The sequence below is a fragment of the Stutzerimonas sp. C6.4V genome (assembly GCF_058536345.1).
The window spans coordinates 837723-858705 of sequence record NZ_JBZUBM010000002.1 but is presented as its reverse complement, the minus strand read 5'-3'; the positions used below and the strand labels follow the sequence as shown (position 1 = coordinate 858705).

General features: G+C 63.1%; 19 protein-coding genes. 10 read left to right on the top strand and 9 right to left on the bottom strand.

Features of this window, described 5'->3' with window-relative positions:
• Positions 1 to 254 precede the first annotated feature (254 nt).
• From AC4LFW_RS19795 to AC4LFW_RS19765, 7 genes are all read left to right on the top strand, one after another.
• Positions 255 to 2315 (top strand): BCCT family transporter, encoded by a 2061-nt coding sequence (locus AC4LFW_RS19795; RefSeq protein ID WP_491821351.1) that lies wholly within the window; start codon positions 255 to 257, stop codon positions 2313 to 2315.
• A 285-nt stretch (positions 2316 to 2600) separates the two neighbouring features.
• The gene (locus AC4LFW_RS19790) at positions 2601 to 3374 is read left to right on the top strand and encodes an ABC transporter ATP-binding protein (protein WP_491821349.1); all 774 of its coding nucleotides are present in this window, start codon (positions 2601 to 2603) and stop codon (positions 3372 to 3374) included.
• 14 nt (positions 3375 to 3388) lie between these two features.
• Positions 3389 to 4144, top strand: a complete 756-nt coding sequence (locus tag AC4LFW_RS19785) for an ABC transporter substrate-binding protein (RefSeq protein ID WP_491821347.1) — start codon at positions 3389 to 3391, stop codon at positions 4142 to 4144.
• A gap of 60 nt (positions 4145 to 4204) precedes the next feature.
• Positions 4205 to 4900: an ABC transporter permease gene (locus AC4LFW_RS19780; protein WP_491821345.1), complete on the top strand. Its 696-nt coding sequence runs from the start codon at positions 4205 to 4207 to the stop codon at positions 4898 to 4900.
• Positions 4897 to 5586: an ABC transporter permease gene (locus AC4LFW_RS19775; RefSeq protein WP_491821343.1), complete on the top strand. Its 690-nt coding sequence runs from the start codon at positions 4897 to 4899 to the stop codon at positions 5584 to 5586. Before AC4LFW_RS19780 ends, AC4LFW_RS19775 begins: the two co-directional genes overlap by 4 nt.
• 154 nt (positions 5587 to 5740) lie before the next feature.
• Complete coding sequence (locus tag AC4LFW_RS19770; protein ID WP_491821341.1) at positions 5741 to 6637, top strand: D-hexose-6-phosphate mutarotase; 897 nt, start codon at positions 5741 to 5743, stop codon at positions 6635 to 6637.
• A 216-nt stretch (positions 6638 to 6853) separates the two neighbouring features.
• Positions 6854 to 7933 carry an FAD-dependent oxidoreductase gene (locus AC4LFW_RS19765; protein ID WP_491821339.1) on the top strand — a complete coding sequence of 360 codons (1080 nt, stop codon included), beginning with the start codon at positions 6854 to 6856 and terminating at the stop codon, positions 7931 to 7933.
• Between the two features lie 3 nt (positions 7934 to 7936).
• Here the strand turns inward: AC4LFW_RS19765 and AC4LFW_RS19760 are convergent, their stop codons facing one another.
• From AC4LFW_RS19760 to purE, 5 genes are all read right to left on the bottom strand, one after another.
• Positions 7937 to 8608, bottom strand: coding sequence for a uracil-DNA glycosylase family protein (locus tag AC4LFW_RS19760; RefSeq protein WP_491822201.1), 672 nt, complete (start codon positions 8606 to 8608; stop codon positions 7937 to 7939).
• A gap of 15 nt (positions 8609 to 8623) precedes the next feature.
• Complete coding sequence (locus AC4LFW_RS19755) at positions 8624 to 9154, bottom strand: DUF3299 domain-containing protein (protein WP_491821337.1); 531 nt, start codon at positions 9152 to 9154, stop codon at positions 8624 to 8626.
• A 49-nt stretch (positions 9155 to 9203) separates the two neighbouring features.
• Entirely contained in the window at positions 9204 to 9455 is a 252-nt protein-coding gene (locus AC4LFW_RS19750; RefSeq protein WP_491821335.1) for a GlsB/YeaQ/YmgE family stress response membrane protein, read from the bottom strand.
• A gap of 103 nt (positions 9456 to 9558) precedes the next feature.
• Positions 9559 to 10644, bottom strand: coding sequence for a 5-(carboxyamino)imidazole ribonucleotide synthase (locus tag AC4LFW_RS19745; RefSeq protein WP_491821333.1), 1086 nt, complete (start codon positions 10642 to 10644; stop codon positions 9559 to 9561).
• Positions 10641 to 11135: a 5-(carboxyamino)imidazole ribonucleotide mutase gene (purE, locus tag AC4LFW_RS19740; RefSeq protein ID WP_491822199.1), complete on the bottom strand. Its 495-nt coding sequence runs from the start codon at positions 11133 to 11135 to the stop codon at positions 10641 to 10643. Before purE ends, AC4LFW_RS19745 begins: the two co-directional genes overlap by 4 nt.
• 239 nt (positions 11136 to 11374) lie before the next feature.
• On the opposite strand from purE, the gene adhP reads away from it, so the two are divergent.
• Positions 11375 to 12403: an alcohol dehydrogenase AdhP gene (adhP, locus tag AC4LFW_RS19735; RefSeq protein ID WP_491821331.1), complete on the top strand. Its 1029-nt coding sequence runs from the start codon at positions 11375 to 11377 to the stop codon at positions 12401 to 12403.
• On the opposite strand, the gene AC4LFW_RS19730 is transcribed toward adhP, so the two are convergent.
• The 3 genes from AC4LFW_RS19730 to AC4LFW_RS19720 form a co-directional block, all read right to left on the bottom strand.
• Positions 12400 to 13515, bottom strand: a complete 1116-nt coding sequence (locus AC4LFW_RS19730) for an HD domain-containing phosphohydrolase (RefSeq protein WP_491821329.1) — start codon at positions 13513 to 13515, stop codon at positions 12400 to 12402. The two genes, adhP and AC4LFW_RS19730, sit on opposite strands and share 4 nt — an antisense overlap.
• Entirely contained in the window at positions 13505 to 16414 is a 2910-nt protein-coding gene (locus tag AC4LFW_RS19725) for an ATP-binding protein (RefSeq protein ID WP_491821327.1), read from the bottom strand. Before AC4LFW_RS19725 ends, AC4LFW_RS19730 begins: the two co-directional genes overlap by 11 nt.
• Before the next feature lie 90 nt (positions 16415 to 16504).
• The gene (locus tag AC4LFW_RS19720; RefSeq protein WP_491821325.1) at positions 16505 to 17419 is read right to left on the bottom strand and encodes a LysR substrate-binding domain-containing protein; all 915 of its coding nucleotides are present in this window, start codon (positions 17417 to 17419) and stop codon (positions 16505 to 16507) included.
• Between the two features lie 192 nt (positions 17420 to 17611).
• Here AC4LFW_RS19720 and AC4LFW_RS19715 point away from each other — a divergent pair, with 192 nt between their 5' ends.
• Positions 17612 to 19036 carry an aspartate ammonia-lyase gene (locus tag AC4LFW_RS19715; protein WP_491821323.1) on the top strand — a complete coding sequence of 475 codons (1425 nt, stop codon included), beginning with the start codon at positions 17612 to 17614 and terminating at the stop codon, positions 19034 to 19036.
• A gap of 166 nt (positions 19037 to 19202) precedes the next feature.
• Positions 19203 to 19961 (top strand): substrate-binding periplasmic protein, encoded by a 759-nt coding sequence (locus AC4LFW_RS19710; RefSeq protein WP_491821321.1) that lies wholly within the window; start codon positions 19203 to 19205, stop codon positions 19959 to 19961.
• A 98-nt stretch (positions 19962 to 20059) separates the two neighbouring features.
• On the opposite strand, the gene AC4LFW_RS19705 is transcribed toward AC4LFW_RS19710, so the two are convergent.
• Positions 20060 to 20881, bottom strand: a complete 822-nt coding sequence (locus tag AC4LFW_RS19705; RefSeq protein WP_491821319.1) for a helix-turn-helix domain-containing protein — start codon at positions 20879 to 20881, stop codon at positions 20060 to 20062.
• Between the last annotated feature and the right edge of the window lie 102 nt (positions 20882 to 20983).

Sequence of the window (20983 nt, the reverse complement as noted above, 5' to 3'; positions counted from 1 at the left end):
CCCTCCCAAGCAAGCACTCGTCCCAAACGTACAGCCAGGCGCCCAGACAGGCGCGAATCGGATGTGCATCCCGTCTCGCTTGCCCATTGCTGCTGCTCGACAGCCGTTTGGGTGCCAGCGCATAGATTTTTCCCTAATCGATACCTTTTCGTGAGCAATCCAGGGCAGATGACCGTCTACCCTGTCTATAGCGATTTCCCTTCGGGAGCCATAGCGCGTTTTCCGTCCCACTCAACCAGAGACCAGAACGACATATGGAAGCAGAAAAGAAGCTACCCAAGGCCATCATCCTTTTTCCCGTGTTCATTCCCGCCGTGGTTGTCACGCTGCTCCTGGTAATAGGCACCATGAGCAACCCAGAGCTCGCCGGCGACGTATTCAGCTCGACCCTGGCGTTCATCACCACCAACTTCGGTTGGTTCTACATGCTCTCGGTGGCCTTCTTTCTGGTGTTTATCGTCGGTATTGCGATGACGCCCTGGGGCAGCATCAAGCTGGGACCGGACCACGCTGAACCGCAATACAGCTTCCCGGCCTGGTTCGCCATGCTGTTCTCTGCCGGCTATGGCATCGCGCTGCTGTTCTTCGGCGTAGCCGAGCCGGTGCTGCACTACGCCTCGCCGCCAGCGGGTGCGGCAGAAACGGTCGACGCAGCCAAGCAGGCGATGCAGATCGCCTTCTTTCACTGGGGCTTCCACATCTGGGCAATCTACGGGCTGACCGGACTGGTGCTGGCGTATTTTTCCTTTCGCCATGGCTTGCCGCTGTCCATGCGCTCGGCGCTCTATCCCATCATAGGTGAACGCATCTACGGGCCGATTGGCCATGTGGTGGACGTGTTCGCCATTCTCGGCACGCTGTTCGGCATCGCCACCACGCTTGGCCTGTCGGTCACCCAGATCAACGCGGGGATCAATTACCTCTGGCCCTCGATACCGATCAGCATCAACGTGCAGATCATCGCCATCGTCATCATCACCGGCCTGGCGATCTGCTCGGTGGTGGCAGGCCTGGACAAAGGGGTGAAGAACCTATCGTTGCTGAACATGATCCTGGCGATCGGCCTGATGCTGTTCGTGTTTCTGGTCGGCCCCACCATCTTCATCCTCGAAACCTTCCTGCAAAACACCGGCAGCTACCTGAACAACATCATCGAGCGAACCTTCAACCTGCAGGCCTATACACGCAGCGACTGGATCGGCAACTGGACGCTGTTCATCTTTGGCTGGACCATCGCCTGGTCGCCCTTCGTCGGGCTGTTCATCGCTAAGATCAGCCGTGGCCGGACCATTCGCCAGTTCGTCTTTGGCGTGATGTTCGTGCCCACCATCTTCACCTTTCTCTGGTTCTCGGTGTTTGGAGATACTGCTCTGCACCTGATCATGGTCGAAGGCTATACCTCGCTGATCTCCGATGTGCAGGCCGATAACGCCATCGCGCTGTTCAAGCTGTTCGAGCTGTTGCCGATGACCTCCATCGCCTCGTTCCTGGCCGTGGTACTGATCATCACCTTCTTCGTCACCTCCTCGGACTCCGGCTCGCTGGTGATCGACTCCCTGGCGGCTGGCGGTGCGCTCCATACCCCAGTGTGGCAGCGGGTATTCTGGGCCAGCATCGAAGGTGTGGTCGCGTCCGCGTTGCTGCTGGCCGGTGGGCTCAGTGCACTGCAAACCATGACCATCGCCAGCGCCTTGCCTTTCGCAATCATCATGATGATCGCCGCGCTGGGCATGTGGCGCGCGCTGGTCATCGAAGGGCACCATGAAACCAGTCTGCAGAGCCACATGCAGGGCAGCCGGCTGGCAAGCAACGCCGGCCCTGGGCTGTGGAAAAAGCGCCTGGCCGGCATGGTCAGCTTCCCCAGCCGGGAAGAGGTCGACGGCTTCATGGGCAGCACTGTGCTCAAGGCCATGCGCCGCGTTCAGCGTGAGCTCAGTGGCCAGGAGTGGAGCGCCGAGGTTCACACCGATGAAGCCCATTCGCGGCTCTATCTTGAAGTGAAGAAAGACGATCAGGTCGACTTCATCTACGAGATCCGTGCGGTCGGCTACGCCATGCCGGCGTTCGCGCTCTCCGAAGGACCGGAGGCGGACGAACAGTATTTCCGCGCCGAGGTCTTCCTGCGCCGCGGGGGGCAACACTACGACATCTATGGCTATGACCAGGCGGATATCATCAGCGACATACTCGATCAGTTCGAGAAGTACTTGCACTTCCTGCATATCTCGCCGGGCAGCCTGCCGTGGAACATGGCAGAGCACGACGAAATGCTGTCCGACGATCCCGAGCTACCAAAGTCCGACCCCTCGCCTTAGCGGTGGCGCCAACTTCAGGCCGGGCCAGACAAGCGCCCGGCTGGCCCTTGTGACATGAACCCATCGTTGCGCGCCAGAACCGCCGATTTCATCTATATAGATAGAGGTGCCGATCGCCCGACCAGGCGTGACCGGCCGGTCACGGCGCCAGGCGCCGCGTCGCGCTTGGCGCATGCCCCCACCCATGCTAGGTTTGCGCCTCGCCAGGATGGCGAGCAGTTGGCCGGAGTGCACTTTACATAGAAACGGAGCGGGAACAGCCCTGTTCCGAGAAGAGGAAGCTCAATGGCCGAGGCCATACCTGCACTGGAAATCCGCAACCTGCACAAGCGCTACGGCGATTTGGAAGTTCTCAAAGGCATCTCGCTGACCGCTCGCGATGGTGACGTGATTTCCATCCTCGGCTCTTCTGGTTCCGGAAAATCCACTTTTTTGCGTTGCATCAACCTGCTGGAAAACCCCAACGAGGGCGAAATCATCGTGGCCGGCGAGCAGCTGCGGCTCAAGCGCGCCAAAGACGGTGATCTGGTCGCGGCAGATGCCAAGCAGATCAACCTGATGCGCAGCAAGCTCGGTTTCGTGTTCCAGAACTTCAATCTCTGGCCGCACATGAGCGTGCTCGACAACATCATAGAGGCGCCTCGTCGCGTGCTGGGCCAGAGCAAGGCAGAGGCCATCGAGACGGCCGAGGCACTGCTGGCCAAGGTCGGGATCGCCGACAAACGCCACGTGTATCCAAACCAGCTATCCGGCGGCCAGCAGCAACGCGCGGCCATCGCAAGAACCCTGGCAATGCAGCCCAAGGTCATTCTGTTCGACGAGCCGACCTCGGCGCTCGACCCGGAAATGGTACAAGAAGTGCTTGCAGTGATCCGGTCGCTTGCCGACGAGGGTCGTACCATGCTGCTCGTCACTCATGAAATGAACTTCGCCAAGCAGGTTTCCAGTGAGGTGGTCTTTCTCCACCAGGGCCTGGTCGAAGAGCAGGGAACGCCGGAGCAGGTGTTCGACAATCCCCAATCGGCACGCTGTAAACAGTTCATGTCCAGCCATCGCTAATGGAGCAACACCTCATGAAAAGCTATAAGAAGATTCTGCTGACCGCCGCCGCCACCCTCATGCTCGGCGCCAACGCCTTTGCCGCCGACAAGCTGCGCATCGGCACCGAGGGTGCCTACCCACCCTTCAACCTGATCGACTCCAGCGGCCAGGTGGTCGGCTTCGACCTCGACATCGCTCACGCCCTGTGCGCCAAGATGGAAGTGGAATGCGAAGTGGTGACTTCCGACTGGGACGGCATCATTCCCGCCCTGAACGCCGGCAAGTTCGACTTCCTCGCCGCCTCCATGTCGGTCACCGAAGAGCGCAAGAACGCCGTCGATTTCACCAATCCGTACTACACCAACAAACTGCAGTTCGTGGCGCCGAAATCGGTTGATTTCAAGACCGACGAAAGCTATCTGGAAGGCAAGACCATCGGCGCCCAGCGGGCTACCATCGCCGGCACCTGGCTCGAAGACAACATGGACGACGTGGTCGACATCAAGCTCTACGACACCCAGGAAAATGCCTACCTTGACCTGGCCTCGGGCCGCGTCGACGGCATCCTCGCCGATTCCTTCGTGCAATGGGAATGGCTCAAGAGCGATGCCGGCAAGGACTTCGAATTCAAGGGCGAGCCGGTGTTCGACAACGACAAGATCGCCATCGCGGTGCGCAAGGGCAACGACGAGCTGCGCGAGAAGCTGAACAAGGCGCTGGCTGAAATCCGAGCCGATGGCACCTACGCGAAGATCAACGCCAAGTATTTCCCTTTCGATATCTACTGATCCGTCTGAATCAAAGCCCGGCCGCCATCTGGTAGGTCGGGCTTTGGTGTTTGAGCCCATATGATTCCCGACCTTCATGGATTCGGTCCGGCGTTGATCGCCGGAACCTGGATGACCATTCAGCTGGCCCTTGCATCCCTGGCCCTTGGCCTGGTGCTCGGCTTGCTGGGCGCGCTTGCCAAGACTTCTCCATTCGCCGCCCTGCGCTGGGTGGGCGGTACCTATTCGACCATCGTTCGCGGCGTGCCCGAGCTGCTGTGGGTATTGCTGATCTATTTCGGCACCATCGGCCTGGTACGCGGCATCGGCGAGATCTTCGGCATCGAGAATCTCGCCCTCAGCCCCTTCGCCGCCGGCACCATCGCCCTCGGCCTGTGCTTTGGCGCCTACGCCACCGAAGTGTTCCGTGGTGCGCTGCTGGCCATTCCCAAGGGTCACCGCGAGGCGGGACTGGCGTTGGGATTGGGTAAGCGGCGCATTTTCCTGCGCTTGATCCTGCCGCAGATGTGGCGTTTGGCCCTGCCCGGCCTGGGCAACCTGTTCATGATCCTGATGAAGGACACCGCACTGGTCTCGGTCATCGGTCTCGAAGAAATCATGCGCACCTCGCAGATCGCCGTGACAGCCAGCAAGGAGCCCTTCACCTTTTTCGTCGTCGCCGCCTTTATCTACCTGGGCCTGACCGTAATCGCGATGACCGGCATGTACTTTCTCGAAAAACGCGCCGGTCGCGGCTTTACCAGGAGCGCGGCATGAGCTGGGAACTGTTCATCAAGTGGCTGCCCGACTTTCTCGAGGGCGCCTGGCTGACGCTGCAACTGGTTGGCGTCTCGGTGGTGGCCGGCCTGATCCTTGCGCTGCCGCTGGGCATCGCACGGTCCTCGCGCCTGCTTGCAGTGCGCGCGCTGCCCTATGGCTACATCTTCTTCTTCCGTGGTACGCCGCTGCTGGTGCAACTGTTCCTCGTCTACTACGGCATGGCCCAGTTCGAGGTGGTTCGCGAGAGCTGGATGTGGCCCTTCCTGCGCGATCCCTACTGGTGCGCGATCATCACCATGACCTTGCACACCGCCGCCTATATCGCCGAAATCCTGCGCGGTGCGATCCAGAACGTGCCGGCCGGTGAAGTCGAGGCCGCACGTGCGCTGGGCATGTCTCGCTACCAGGCCCTGCGCCATATCATCCTGCCGCGCGCTACCCGCATCGGCCTGCCCGCCTACAGCAACGAAGTGATCCTGATGCTCAAGGCCAGCGCCCTGGCGAGCACCATCACGCTTCTGGAACTGACCGGTATGGCGCGCAAGATCGCCGCCCGCACGTACCAGCACGAGGAAATGTTCCTGACTGCCGGTCTGATCTACCTGGTCATCGCCTTTGTGCTGATGCAGGGCTTCAAGCTGCTGGAGCGCTGGCTGCGCGTGGATGCCTGCCAGGGGCGCTGAGCCTGCAGGCCGATTCGCCTGAGCCCGCGGCCTCGTGCCGCCGGCCGCTCGGCACCAGGCCCGACATGCCTCCGCTCTCACCCGGGCCGTCTGTGGAATCCCTGAGCCGCAGCAGGGTCTGAACACACCATTCCCACCGCCAACGAGACAGCCCATGCCCGTCGACATTCAGCGCATCGAAAAGGACCAACTCACCTGCTGGCGCCTTCGCCACGGAGACGCCGAAGTGATCGTCGCCGAGCAAGGCGCGCAGGTGCTCAGCTACCGGCAGGGCGATGCGGCGCCGATCATCTGGCTCAGCGAGGAGGCCGCCTTTGAACAGGGACAGGCGGTGCGCGGCGGCATTCCGGTGTGCTGGCCCTGGTTTGGCGATCTGGCACGCAATCCCGATCCGGTGAGAGCAACCTACCAAGGCCGCGAGCCCGCCCCTGCTCACGGGCTGGTACGCACTCTTGACTGGACGCTGGAGCGCAGCGACAGCGATGCCGGGCGTGGCACCCTGGTGTTCGCCTGCAGTCAGGACCGCGGCCTGCCCGGCTGGCCCCATGCCGTCGATCTCAGGCTCGGGATTCATCTGGATGCAGCCGGCCTGCACCTGGAACTGACCAGCCACAACCACGGCGACGCGGCAGTCACGCTGTCCCAGGCATTGCACAGCTACTTCGCCATCAGCGATATCCACCAGGTATCGGTCGAGGGACTGGATGGTCGTCCCTATATCGAGACCCTGGAGGACTGGCAGCAACGCCAGCAAAGCGGCGATCTGGGCTTTTCCGGCGAAACCGACCGGATCTACCTTGATCTGCCGGCGCGCCTGGCTCTACGCGACCCGGGCTTCAAGCGGCGGATCATCCTCGACACGGCAGGCTCACGCTCGGCCGTGCTGTGGAATCCGTGGATCGCCAAGGCGCAGCGGCTTTCGCAATTCCGCGACGATGCCTGGCAGCGCATGCTCTGCATAGAGTCGGCCAATGTCATGACCGACATGGTCCGCCTCGCGCCGGGAGCAAGCCATACGCTGGGCCTGACCATCAGCGCGGAGCCGCTGTAACCGATCTGGCAGATGCAACGACGAGGGCAGGCCAGGCAAGCGTAACGGAGGTTTGAGCCTATACTGCCTAGGACATCAGCGCCGCTGGACTCGGCGCTGCTTACCGGCCCGTCGCAACGCCTGGAGGTCATCCCGTCATGGAAGCCAAGCAGCCAGATCCCGACCTGAACTCACCCCCTCACGACTCACCTCGCATCAGTCCAAGGCTGATGCGCCGTGAACACTGACTTCGATCTGCTACTGGCCGGTGCCGGCCACAGCCACCTCGGCGTCCTGCGACACTGGGCGCGCCGCGATCGTCCCATGGGCAGGATCGGTTTGGTGTCGGCCGAACCCCATGCCTGGTATTCCGGCATGATGCCTGGCCTCGTCGCCGAGCATTACCAGACACGCGAATGCCGCGTGTCCCTGCCAGCGCTGTGCGCCGCGGCTGATATCGAATTCGTCCAGGGCACCATCGTGGCTTTGCAGCCGGAAACGCCTGAGCTGTTGCTCGCCACCGGCGTGACCCTGCGCAGCACCTGGCTATCGCTCAACCTTGGCTCCCTGCCCTGGCTGCCGGACCAGACCGATGACGGCATGGAGCTCTTGCCAGTCAAGCCCTTCGCTGACTTCATCCGGCGCTGGCAACAGTGGGAAGAGGCACCGGAGCCGGTCGCCATCCTGGGCGGCGGCGCTGCCGGGGTGGAGCTGGCGCTGGCCATGGCCGGCCGCTTACCGGCTGTCAGCCTCTTCACTGCAGGCGATCTGCTTGCCACGCATCCGCCCCGCCTGCGCCGGCTGGCTGTGCGACATCTTCAACGCGCCGGCGTGTCACTCCATGAGCACACGTCGGTCCAGGCCGTGCAGGGCAACAGGCTGATAGGCAATGGCCAGGCATGCTGGCGCGGTCGTCGCCTGGTAGTGGCAACCGGACCCAGCCCGCTGGGATGGCTGCGTGAATCCGGCTTGCGGCTCGATGGCAGTGGCTTCATCGAGGTCTCCCCTGCACTGCAGAGCCGCTCGCATCCGCATGTCTTTGCCTGCGGAGACTGCGCAAGCCTTCCGGGAGCACTACGCAACGGCGTGCATGCCGTGCGCGAAGCGCGCGTGCTGGCGACCAACCTGGGGCAGGTCTCCATCGGCCAGCCGCTGCGGCACTATCATCCGCAGGCGCACAGCCTGGCCCTGCTCGCCGATGGACATGGAGGTGCTTTGCTGAGCTGGGCGCGGCTTGCCACCGAAGGGCACCTGCTCGGGCGCTGGAAGGACCACCTCGATCGGCGCTTCGTACGCCAGCACAGCGCAGAGGGCTGATGCTCAGTCCAGTAACTGCTGCACCCGTGCTTCCAGCAGTTCAGGGAAGCGTTTGAACCAGGCCATATTGCGTGGCGACGGATGCGGCAGCGGGTGCAGGCGAAACCTGCGCGCACTGCCCTGCTCGGCCGTGAGCTCGATGTCGCAGTGAGCCGAGAAGCGATCGTCGCGCTGCCAATAGGCTTCGAGGCGCTGACGAACCTCACGGGGCAGCCCCAGACCAAACCAGAGAAACGCCTCACGCCCGAGCGTGATGATGTCTCGGCCTTGCCAGTTGTCGATGAGCACCTGACGCATCAGCGGATGGAAGCGACGCTTGACCGCCATCGACCAGGCGCGATTACCCAGCGGTTTGTAGGGCACCGTGTTGATCCAGAAGAAGCCCTCCCCGACGGTGAGACTGGCCTCGAAGTCAGGCATATCCTCGCCACGCAGGTGCCGGTAAAGCACACGGCGCACCAGTTGCCCGCCGCTGCCAATGAAAGGCGCCCCATGGCGAACCTCCTCACGACCCGGATCCCGGCCAAAGAACGCGACGGGCGCATCGGCTGGGCCTAGTCCAATGATCGGTTCCAGGGGGTCCTTGTCGAACGCGCGGTACGCCGCGACATCGATGTCTTCGGTCCGCGCGGCCAGCTCGCGAAAGGCTTTGCGCAATGACGGCTCGAGAAGCATCGGCCCGGCCATCAGCTAGAGATCGCTTTCTTGCACCAACGTGACCGCAGAGGCAGTGGCGGCATAGGCAGCATCGGCCAGGTCATTGCTCACCGGCTCGATGTGCAGCGTGCCATCGACCCAGAGCGGCGCATAGATATCGTCCAGCATGATCCCCGCCGGGTAGCGGACCATCACGATCTGGTTGGGCGGCGGTGGCGGAACGTGGATGCAGGCGCCCGGATAAGGCACCAGAAAAAATTCGGTGCTGCGGCCCTGATTGTCGGTTTCCAGCGGAACCGGGTAACCCCCCAGACGGATCTGCTTGCCGTCCAGTTGAGCAACGGTCTTGGCCGAATACATGACGGCAGGCAGACCGGCGCCCTGCTTGAGCGCACCTTGATCGCTGAACCCGTCAGTTTCCGGAGAGTCGTGTTCGATTTCGGGCATGTCTTCCAACGCCTGACGATCCTCGGGGGGCATCAGTTCAAGCCAGTCGAGTTCGGGCGGCGCGGCGTTGGCCAGGAAAACACAAGAGAGCAGAAGGGAAAAAATGAGCGGGCGCATGACAACCAATCGATGGAGAGCGGGGCCACAGGGCGTGGCCCCGGACAGATCAGTGTTTACGGCCTGTCACCATGCCATAGATCACCAGCAGGATGATCGCACCGACCACCGCTCCGATAAAGCCTGCACCCTCTCCAGCCTGGTAAAGACCGAGCGCCTGACCGCCATAAGTAGCCAGTAACGAACCGCCGATACCCAGCAGGATGGTCATGATCCAGCCCATGCTGTCGTTGCCGGGCTTCAGGAAGCGTGCGATGAGGCCCACGATAAGGCCGATGATGATTGTTCCGATGATGCCCATATGGCGATCTCCTCAGGTCCGAAAATATGCGTTACGTACTCTCGGACATGAGGCGCGCCAGCCAGTTCGGCGGTGAATATGCCGAGCCAGACGGCCGGAAGGGTCAATCGCGGCTGATCAACGACTCGACCGCGGTGATCTGCCGGTCCAGCGTGGCGCGATCAGGGCAGCGCAGGGTGGCGTGGCCGACCTTGCGCCCAGCCTTGAATGCCTTGCCGTAGTGGTGTACGTGGCAATCCTCGACGGCGATGACTTTCGCCACGTCCGGGACCCTGCCGATAAAGTTGAGCATGGCGCTCTCGCCCAGTTTCGCCGTGGAGCCCAGCGGCAGGCCGGCAATCGCACGCAGGTGGTTCTCGAACTGGCTGCACTCGGCGCCCTCGATGGTCCAGTGTCCCGAGTTGTGGACTCGCGGCGCGATCTCGTTGGCCTTGAGGCCGCCATCGACTTCGAAGAACTCGAAAGCCAGTACGCCGACATAATCGAGCTGAGCCAGCACGCGTCCGGCATAGTCCTCGGCCAGTGATTGCAGGGGATGACCACTGCTGGCGACCGACAACCGCAAGATCCCGTCTTCGTGGGTGTTGTGCACCAGCGGATAGAAGCAGGTCTCGCCATCACGTCCGCGCACCGCTATCAAGGACACTTCGCCCGTGAAGGGCACGAAGCCCTCCAGGATGCAGGGCACGCTACCCAGTTCGGCGAAGGCGCTGGTGACATCGGCAGGCTTGCGCAGGACCTTCTGACCCTTGCCGTCATAGCCAAGGGTGCGGGTCTTGAGCACGGCCGGCAGGCCGATGCTGGCCGCGGCGGCGTCGAGGTCTTGCTGCGACTGGATATCGGCGAATGCCGGAGTGGGAATGCCAAGATCCTTGAACATCGACTTCTCGAACCACCGGTCGCGGGCGATACGCAGCGCTTCAGCGCTGGGATACACCGGCACGAATTGCGAGAGAAAGGCAACCGTCTCGGCCGGCACGCTCTCGAATTCAAAGGTCACCAGATCCACTTCATCAGCCAGCTGACGCAAGTGATCGCGGTCGTTGTAGTCGGCACACAGGTGTTCACCCAACGCAGAGGCGCAGGCATCCGGGGCCGGATCGAGAAAAGCGAAGTTCATGCCCAGCGGGGTACCCGCCAGGGCGAGCATACGGCCCAGCTGGCCACCACCGATCACGCCGATTTTCATTGCGCGTCCCTCGGGTCCGGGTTGTCGAGTACGGTCTGGGTCTGCTCGTCGCGGAATTTCTTCAGCGCGGCATGATATTCGGGGAATTCGTGACCCAGGATGCTGGCCGACAGCAGCGCTGCGTTGATCGCGCCCGCCTTGCCGATGGCCAGGGTCGCCACCGGCACACCGGCCGGCATCTGCACGATGGACAGCAGCGAGTCCACGCCCGAAAGCATCGAGGACTGAACCGGCACGCCAAGCACCGGCAGGTGGGTCTTCGCCGCGCACATTCCGGGCAGGTGAGCCGCGCCGCCGGCGCCGGCAATGATCACCCGCAGGCCCCGCGATTCGGCCTGCTCGGCGTACTGGAAGAGCAAATCGGGTGTGCGGTGCGCGGACACCACGGTGACTTCATGCGGAATGCCGAGCTTTTCCAGCATCTCTGCGGTGTGGCTCAGGGTGGACCAGTCGGACTTGGAGCCCATGATCACGCCTACCAGTGCGGTCATCGTCGTGCCTCTCTTCGGCGCCTGCTGGCGCATCAGGAACAACGGCCGCGCTGAAACAACGCGGCCGTGCAGGTACATGGCCGGAGGTCCGACCGAAGGCCGCGCAGTATATCGCAAGCCCAGACCTGCCGGCACCCGAGACCACAGGTCTGGCAACGTTGTAAATCACCGCTAGACTTGCCCAGCATCAATGACTGCCTGGAGCGGGGAGAGACACTGCCGGCTCCGACACACAGGAGATGCCCATGACCCAGACCATGAAAGCCGCGGTGGCGCATGCATACGGCGAGCCGCTACGTATCGAGGAAGTAAAGGTTCCCCTGCCCGGCCCAGGCCAGATCCTGGTGAAGATCGAGGCCTGCGGCGTTTGCCATACCGATCTGCACGCAGTCGAGGGCGACTGGCCTGTGCAGCCGCCGCTGCCGTTCATCCCCGGACATGAAGGCGTCGGCTACGTCGCAGCAGTAGGCAATGGCGTCAGCCGGGTGAAGGAAGGCGATCGCGTCGGCGTGCCCTGGCTGTACAGCGCCTGCGGTTGCTGCGAGCACTGCCTGACCGGCTGGGAAACACTCTGCGCTGCACAGCAGAACACCGGCTATTCAGTGAACGGAGGATATGCCGAGTACGTCCTGGCTGATCCCAACTACGTCGGCATCCTGCCCAAAGAGGTCGCCTTCGACGAAATCGCCCCGATCCTCTGCGCGGGCGTAACAGTCTACAAGGGCCTAAAGGTGACCAACGCCCGTCCTGGCCAGTGGGTGGTCATCTCTGGAGTCGGCGGGCTGGGTCACGTGGCCGTGCAGTACGCCAGGGCCATGGGCCTGCATGTGGCCGCGGTAGACGTCGACGACGCCAAGCTGGAACTGGCCCGCAAGCTCGGCGCCAGCCTCACGGTCAATGCGCGCAACGAAGACCCGGTCGAGGTGATCCAGCGGGATATCGGCGGGGCGCACGGCGTCCTGGTGACCGCGGTGTCCAACAGCGCCTTCGGCCAGGCCATCGGCATGGCGCGGCGGCACGGCACCGTGGCACTGGTCGGCCTGCCGCCGGGTGACTTCCCCACGCCGATCTTTGATGTGGTTCTCAAGGCTATCAGCATCACCGGTTCCATCGTCGGCACCCGTGCGGACCTGCAGGAAGCACTGGACTTCGCGGCCGAGGGGCTGGTCAAGGCCACCATTCATCGCGGCAAACTGGACGACATCAACCAGATCTTCGACCAGATGCGCGCCGGCACGATCGAGGGCCGGATCGTCCTGACCGGCTAGCAGTCTGACTGATCGGATCCCTGGCCGGTGACCGATGCGGTCGAGCCGGCCAGGACCGGATCCGTCAGCCCCTCGCGCAGCGCTTCGATCTCGTCGTACAGCGATTCGAGCACTTCGACCAGCGTTGGGTCGAAGTGCTTGCCTGACTGCTCCCGAATATGAGCCCTGGCGCGCTCAACCGGCCAGGCTTCCTTGTAGGGGCGTTTCGAGCGCAGCGCGTCATAGACGTCGCACAGGGTGACGATACGCGCCGACAGGGGAATCGCCACACCATGCAGCCCGTTGGGATAGCCTTCACCATCCCAGCGCTCATGGTGGTTGAGCGCCACCTCCGCGGCCAGGTCAAGCAGGGGCGAACGGGTCTCGTCCCGCAGGATGTCATGGCCTATCCGCGAATGCCGGTTCATCAGTTCGCGCTCAGCGGGCGTCAGCGGCCCCGGTTTGAGCAGGATGCTGTCCGGAATACCGATCTTGCCGACATCGTGCATCGGTGCGGCCAGGCGCAGCAGCTCCGCCCAGCGTGGATCGCAGCCAATAGCGTTGGCCATGAGCGCGGCCGTCTCGCCGATCCGCAGGATATGGTTGCCTGTCTCGTTGTCCTTGTATTCGGCGGCGCGTGAGAGCCCCCGGATGACGGCGTGAAAACTGTCTTCCAGCTCCCGGGTCCGCTCCTTGACCATCCGCTCCAGATCATCACGCTCGCGTGCCAGGGCCTGGCTGGCCAGGCTCAGTTGCAGCGTGTTGCGGACACGGAGCAGCAGTTCGGGCAGGTCGAGCGGCTTGCTCAGGTAGTCGTTGGCGCCCATATCCAGGCCGCGGCGGCGATTATCGGCATCGTTCATGGCAGTCACGATAATGACCGGCCGGCAGCAGCGATCGCGCTGTTGCAGCTGGCGCAGTATCTCGAAGCCGTTTGGCGCGGGCATGTGGAGATCGAGCAGCAACAGGTCCCATGGGTTGCTCTGCAACCACTGCAGCGCCGCCGCCGAGTCGGTAAAGGCTTCCACCTGCCGCGCACCAAACGCCTTGAGGCTCGTCTGGATCAGGCGAAGGTTCGCCGGCTGGTCGTCCACCGCAACGATACGGGCAAAGCGAAGGGCATCAGGAAGCATGGGGTTTACCTTCGTTCAAGATATCGGCGACCAGCTGGCGCAGCTCGTCAACGTCTATCGGTTTGAGCATCAGCGCCTGATAGTCCAGCCCAGTCAGCCGCTCGGCATCATCATAGACGGCAGCGCTCAGTACCACGACAGGCAGATCACGGGTCTGGCTGTGTTGCCTGAGCTGCTTGAGCAGCTCTTCACCGCTCAGGCCAGGCAGGTTCAGATCCAGCAGCAGCAACTCGGGCGGACTGGCGAGGATGCGATCCAGCGCTGCCCGCCCATTCTGCTCGATGGCGACCTCGGCTATGGGCTCGAGTGCCTTGCGCACCAGAAACTGGCTGGCCGGGTTGTCCTCGACATAGAGCACCCTCGTGTTCACGTGCGGGGCTCTGGTGACGACCGGCTTGGTCGGGGCCGCCACCGGCAGGGCGAGCGTCGCGTCAAGCAGTGGCAGCTCGATCCAGAAGCTGCTGCCGATGCCCTCCTCGCTGTGAAGGCCCATCACGCCGTTCTGGTGGGCAGCGAATTCCTTGCAGAGCGCCAGGCCGATGCCGGTGCCCAGGATGGCGGTATTTTCGCGCCCCAGGCGCTGGAAGGGTTCGAACACCTGGGCCTGTTTATCCGCCGGAATGCCGATCCCGGTGTCCTCTACGATGAGCCGGACATGGCTGGCCGCCACCTGGTAGGTCAGGGTGACGTCACCCCCCTCCTTGTTGTACTTCATGGCGTTGGAAAGCAGGTTGAGGATCACCTGGCGCAAGCGGCGCCGGTCCGCGGCGACCTGCAGCGACTCGTCTGGCAGATCGAGGTTCAGACGCAGATGGCGCTGGCGGACCTCGGCACCCACCATGTCTGCGCACTCCTGCAGCAAATCACGGACCTGCAGCGGCTTCAGCGTCTGCTGGCGGCCGTCTGCCTGGACATTGGACCAGTCCAGGATGTCCTCGACCAGATGACTCAGGTGCTGGCTGGCCAGCAGGATCTCATCGAGGTATTCGATGTCGTTGCTGGCCGCCTCGCTCTCGTCCCGCTCGAGCTTCATCAGCTGGGCGAAGCCAAGGATCGCGTTCAAGGGCGTGCGCAGCTCGTGGCTCATGCTGGAGATGAAGCGCGTCTTGGCCTCGCTCGCTGCCTGGGCCTGGAGGGAAGACGCACGCAAGTCGGCCTCGACGCGCTTGAGCGCATCGATGTCCACATGAGTGCCTGCCATGACGCGCACCATGCCGGTGTCGGGGTCTCGCTCCAGCACCTTGCCACGGCTGAGCAGCCAGACATAGCGGCCGTTGGCATCGGCGAAGCGAAACTCGACGGAGTAATCCTGTGCCCCCGCTGCCACACGCTCCAGTGCGGTCTGGATGGCGGCGCGATCGCCCGGATGCACGCGATCGACGAACGCCGCTTCCTGCATGGTGGTGGGCATGCCGAAGCGCTTGGAGAAGCGCCCGCGCACCTGGATGGTCCTGTCTTCACTGCGCTCCCAGATACTTTCGGTTGCGCTTTCCAGCACCAGCTGAAGACGCGACTGGGCACGCTCGCGATCACCCTCGCTGCGCTCGAGCTGTTCACCGATCGCTGCGGTATGGCTGGCCATCTCGTCCAGTTCACGGATGCGTGAATCGGTAGGCTGCGGCCTCCAGCGGCCGGCACCGATCTCGGTCATCATCCGGGAGATCCCGGCGATCGGGGTGAGCAGGCGCTGGCTCAACTGGCGCGCGCGGCGCCACATGAAGCCGAAGAACACGAGGTAGAACACCACCAGCCCGACGATCAGCCAGTAACCCAGGGTGCGGTATTCACTGGCCAGCTCGTTGGTCTTCTCGAATACGGCCTCTTCGTCGACCACTGTAAGCAGGCGCCAGCCGGTCTGTTCGATGGTCGTCCAGGCCACCAGTTGGGAACGCCCGCCAAGAAACACCGTCTGCACGCCATCAGGCGCGTCGCTGATGGCTTGCGCCAGCTGCTTCGTCGCCTCGCGCCGGGCAAGGTTGAAATCCTCGGGTTTCAGGGTTTCCCGGCGAATCGCCTCCTCATAGGAATGGGTGGTCAACTCGTTCAGGCCGAAGTCGTCTTCGCCACGCGAGGGCAACGCCATGATGGTCATGTCGTTGCTCACCAGCACGGCATAGCCATTCCAAGGCACCTGCAGCTCGCCGATATGATCGAGAATGCCGCCGACCGTCACGTCGAGGCCGGCGACGCCTTCGAGGAAATCGCCACGGTAGACCGGAGCGATGGCCGACATCATCCAGCCATGCCCGGCCGGATCGAGGTACACATCGGTCCATACGACCTTGCGTTCGGGATTATGGGTGGCGTCGGCAAGGTAGTAGAAGTTGTAGTCCGGTATGACCATGTCGTGCGGGTACTGGTCGGGCGTCAGGAACCAAGGGTAGATGTGGTTGAGGCTGTCGTGGCTGTTGAAGTACACGCTGGCGACCAGAGGGTTGGCTTTCTGCAACCCCTGCATGAACGAATCCAGCTTTGTAAGCCGTGCGACCTTGTCGAGATCCTGCTGCTCCGGGGAGGTGACATTGGAATAGAAAACCGCCGCGCCACCCTTGTCTTCGGGCGTGTAACGCACCCCATCCTCGGTCAGGGCCAGAGGCACTGGAGCCACGCCCGCAGCTTCCGCCAGGGTTTGTTCTGTCATATCGCGATAGAAGTCAGTCAATGCCCCTACATGACGGAGCTGCTCGTCCACCACCCGCGCCTCCTGCCCGGCCGACGCCTGCAGATCATGTAGCGCGGTCTCGCGCAGATAGTTGATCTGTGCGTCGCGCACGGCCTGGTTGCTCAGCAGGTAGACGGCGATAAGCCCGGCCTCCACCAAGACGAGGGGAATCAGGGCACTTCGAACGAAAGCGCGCCATATCCAGCGGCGCAGACCAATGCGAGGGGTTGGGGGCACGACAGCTCCGATAGGCGCGATAATAGCGATGGGATAGTGGCTCCATGATATCACCGCATCTTCAGGGATCGCCCGCATCCGACCAATGGCTCAGCCGATCTCACGCCCGCCTGCTCCGCCTTCGAGCCTGCGCCAGAGCAAGCGCACAGGCGCCTTGCGTACCAACGCGCAGCGGTACAGGCGAATCTCCAGCGGCACACGCCAGTGCTCGCCACCACAGACCACCAGTTCGCCACGCTCCAGTTCGGCGGTCACGCTCAGCCGCGGCACCCAGGCCAGCCCGAGGCGCTGCATGGCCATGCTTTTCAGGCTGTCGGCCATGGCGGTCTCATACACCGTCGAGGAGCGCAGACCGCGCTGGCGCAGCAGCAGGTTGACCGAACGTCCCAGCGAGGCACCGGCGCTGTAGGCCAGCAGCGGGACGCTCTGACCGCTGTCCGGGTCGAACAAGGGCTCGCCCGCAGCATCGACCGCACACACCGGCACGATCTCGGTGCGCCCGAGCGACAGCGAGGGGAACAGCTCCGGGTCCATCTGCAGCGCGGCATCCGGGTCGTAGTAGGCAAGGATCAGGTCGCAGGTGCCCTCGCGCAACGAATGCACCGCCTCGCCGACATTGGTTGCCACCAGCCGGCTGTTGACCGGTACGCCGTCCTGGCGCAGCCGGGCCAGCCATTCGGGGAAGAAGCCCAGGGCCAGCGAATGCGCAGCGGCGATTTGCAGCACCTCGCCACGCTGACCTTCGAGGTTGTGCAGGTAATGCACCACTTCGCCAAGCTGGTCGATCATGTTGCGTGCCGTGACCAGGAACAGCTGGCCCGCCTCGGTCAGCTCGATCGGCGTCCTGGTGCGGTTCACCAAGGTCAGACCGAGGCAGTTCTCCAGGCTGCGGATACGCCGGCTGAACGCAGGCTGGGTGACGAAGCGCCGCTCTGCCGCTTGGGAAAAGCTGCGCGTCGCCGCCAGGGCGACCAGATCTTCCAGCCACTTGGTTTCGATGTTCACGACTGTCTCCTGGCGAACGGGGAGGGACTGCAGGACTCCTGCAATAACGCCTACAACCGAAGCGGCGTCACATCCCCTTCATGCCGATTGTGCATGACCCAGCGCTTAACGGCATTGGCCGTGAAATGGGCTAGAGCCCTATGGTAGCGGCCTTCGCGGCCAATGCCGCTTTTCTCTCGGATGAGAACTCTCATGTCCTCTGCTGCATCCTTCCGCCTCGAAAAAGATCTGCTTGGCTCTCTTGAAGTCCCCGCCGACGCCTACTACGGCATCCAGACCCTGCGCGCCGTGCGCAACTTTCACCTCTCCGGCGTGCCGCTTTCGCACTTCCCCAAGCTGGTCGTGGCGCTGGCGATGGTCAAGCAGGCGGCGGCGGACGCCAACCGTGAACTGGGGCATCTCAGCGATGCCAAGCACACCGCGATCAGCCAGGCCTGCGCGCACCTGATTCGCGGCGAGCATCACGAGCAGTTCGTCGTCGACATGATCCAGGGCGGCGCCGGCACATCGACCAACATGAATGCCAACGAAGTCATCGCCAACCTGGCGCTGGAGTTTATGGGTCATACCAAGGGCGAATACCGCTACTTGCACCCGAACAACGACGTGAACATGGCGCAGTCGACCAACGACGCCTACCCCACCGCCATCCGCCTCGGCCTGCTACTGGGGCACGACACCTTGCTGGCCAGCCTCGACAGCCTGGTGCAGGCGTTCGCAAGCAAGTCCGGCGAATTCGCGCACATCCTGAAGATGGGCCGCACCCAGCTGCAGGACGCGGTGCCGATGACCCTCGGTCAGGAATTCCGCGCCTTCGCCACCACCCTCGGCGAGGACCTGGAGCACCTGCGCCTGATCGCGCCGCAGCTCCTGGTCGAGGTCAACCTCGGTGGCACCGCGATCGGCACCGGCATCAATGCCGATCCCAACTACCAGGCCCTGGCCGTGCAGCGCCTGGCGACCATCAGCGGCCACCCGCTCAAGCCCGCGGCCGACCTGATCGAAGCCACCTCCGACATGGGCGCCTTCGTCACCTTCTCCAGCATGCTCAAGCGCCTGGCGGTGAAGCTGTCGAAGATCTGCAACGACCTGCGCCTGCTCTCCAGCGGCCCGCGCACCGGCATCAACGAGATCAACCTGCCGCCGCGTCAGCCGGGTAGCTCGATCATGCCGGGCAAGGTCAACCCGGTGATTCCCGAAGCGGTCAACCAGGTCGCCTTCGAAGTGATCGGCAACGACCTGGCGCTGACCATGGCCGCCGAGGCCGGCCAGCTGCAGCTCAACGTCATGGAGCCACTGATCGCCTTCAAGCTGTTCGACTCGATCCGCCTGCTGCAGCGCGCCATGGATATGCTGCGTGAGCATTGCATCGTCGGCATCACCGCCAACGAGGACCACTGCCGGCGCCTGATGGAAAACTCCATCGGTCTGATCACCGCGCTCAACCCCTATATCGGCTACGAAAACGCCACCCGCATCGCCGGCCAGGCGCTGCTCAGCGGCCGCGGTGTGCTGGAACTGGTGCGTGAAGAACAGCTGCTGGACGACGCGACGCTCGACGACATCCTGCGACCGGAAAACATGATCGCCCCGCGGCTTGTCCCGCTGAAGGCATAACGCTGCAGCACGGCCTGCGACGCGGGAGCCTCCCGGTGTCCGCAGTGAATATGCCAAAGCGCCGCCTTCGGACGAGGCGGCGCCCGGCTTACCCGCCAAAGCGTGATGCGGCACAAGCCGTCATTTTTCGCCCTTGCGTAGACTCCGCCGATTTCCCGGAGGCCCCATGCGCAAACTACTCGCCATCACCCTGTTGTTCAGCACAATCGCCGGCGCGCCCCTTGCGCATGCGGAGCTTCCGCAAGGCTACGAAGTGGTCCTGCAGACCGAGAATTTTCCGCCTTTCAACATGGCCGACGGCGGCAAGAACTTCGCCAAGGAAGAGCACATCCAGGGCATCAGCGCGGTAACCGTCCGGGAGATGTTCAAGCGCGCCGGCATCGCCTACTCCATGACGCTGCGCTTTCCCTGGGACCGCATCTACCAGGCGACTCTGGACCTCCCCGATCACGGCCTCTTCTCCACCTCGATGACCGATGCGCGCCGCCCGCTGTTCAAGTGGGTCGGCCCTATCGCCCAGTACGAAAGCGTCCTGCTTTCGGCGCCCGGCTCGAACCTCAAGCTGACCAGCCTGGAGCAGGCGAAGGACTACACCATCGGTGCCTACAAGAGCAGCGCGGTGAGCCAACGCATCGAAGCGCAGGGCCTGACGCCGGTCAACTCGCTGCGTGACCAGGAAAACCTGCAGAAGCTGCTCAGCGGCAAGATTGATCTCTGGGCCACCTCCGACCCGGTCTGGCGCTATTACGCTAAGCAGGAGGGTGTCAGCGGCCTCAACACCGTACTGGTGTTCAATTCCGCCCCGCTGTACCTGGCGTTGAACAAGGACACCCCGGACGAAGTCGCCACCCGCCTGCAGACGGCGTTGGACGAGATGAAAACCGAAGGCTACGGCACCTGCGCCAAGCACCCGGAACTCTGCTGAACCCGATCGATAGCCAGCGGTGCGCAATGCGCCGTTGGCCTTGTGCAAATGACCACGTCACGCACGCTTGACCTGCTCGGCCAGGATGCCAGTCGTCGCTACTCGATCTCGAACAACCCATCTCGCAGCGACACCGCAGCCAACCGCTCACGGATCTCCGGGTCGACTCTCGGGTCATCGAGCCCATAGAGCATGACCTGGCGATAGGCATTGACGCGATTGATTTCCCTGCCCAGATACTCCCAGACCACGCGGGTGCAGGCCGGAGTGCGGCGATCCCCACTGGAGACGCCAGTCTTGAGGCCGTTAAGCCGGGTGATACGGCTCTTGAAGCTTGGGATCAGGATGGTCTGGCTCATCTCGTTACCAGTCAGGGACTCGTAGTCGATGAGAAACAGCCGGTCCTGCAGATAGAACGCCGCGCCCAGGTAGCGGCAGCGCACCACGCCGTCCTCGGCCTTGGGGTTGTCGGCACGCGACTGCTCCTGGCGCTCCTGGCGCTCGAAGACATAACTGCCTCGATCCTCGCGCAGGTGCACCAGCGACAACAGGATCTGTCCCGGCACGGACATGCAATTGGCGTATTCGAAGTAGTAGCCGCAGTAACGCGACAGGCTGTTGGCGTTGTCGCGCATGGGCTGGAACAGCTCAAGCAGCGGATCGCTGGCGGCGATGCGTTCCTGATCATGGCTGCGCATGCCGATCAGCTGGGTGAACTGGTCGCCCGGCAGGCCGAGTTCGTAGGCTTCGACGCCGAAGAAGTCGCAAATGCGCTTGAGGTTGTGAGCGGTGGGGCGGCTCTGGCCATTGAGGTATTTGTTGAACTGCGCCCGGTTGATGGAGAGCTTGCGACAGACTTCGGCGATCGAGCGGTAGTGGCTACAGAGCAGCTTGAGATTGGCGCCGAGGTGGTCTTGCATGATCCCTTCCAGTGATGCGAGCGGCGCGATTCTAGCATCAACTCGCGCCAATTCGCCGCGACCTGCGCAATTGCATGACCCCTGCGTCTGGCCAACCATTCC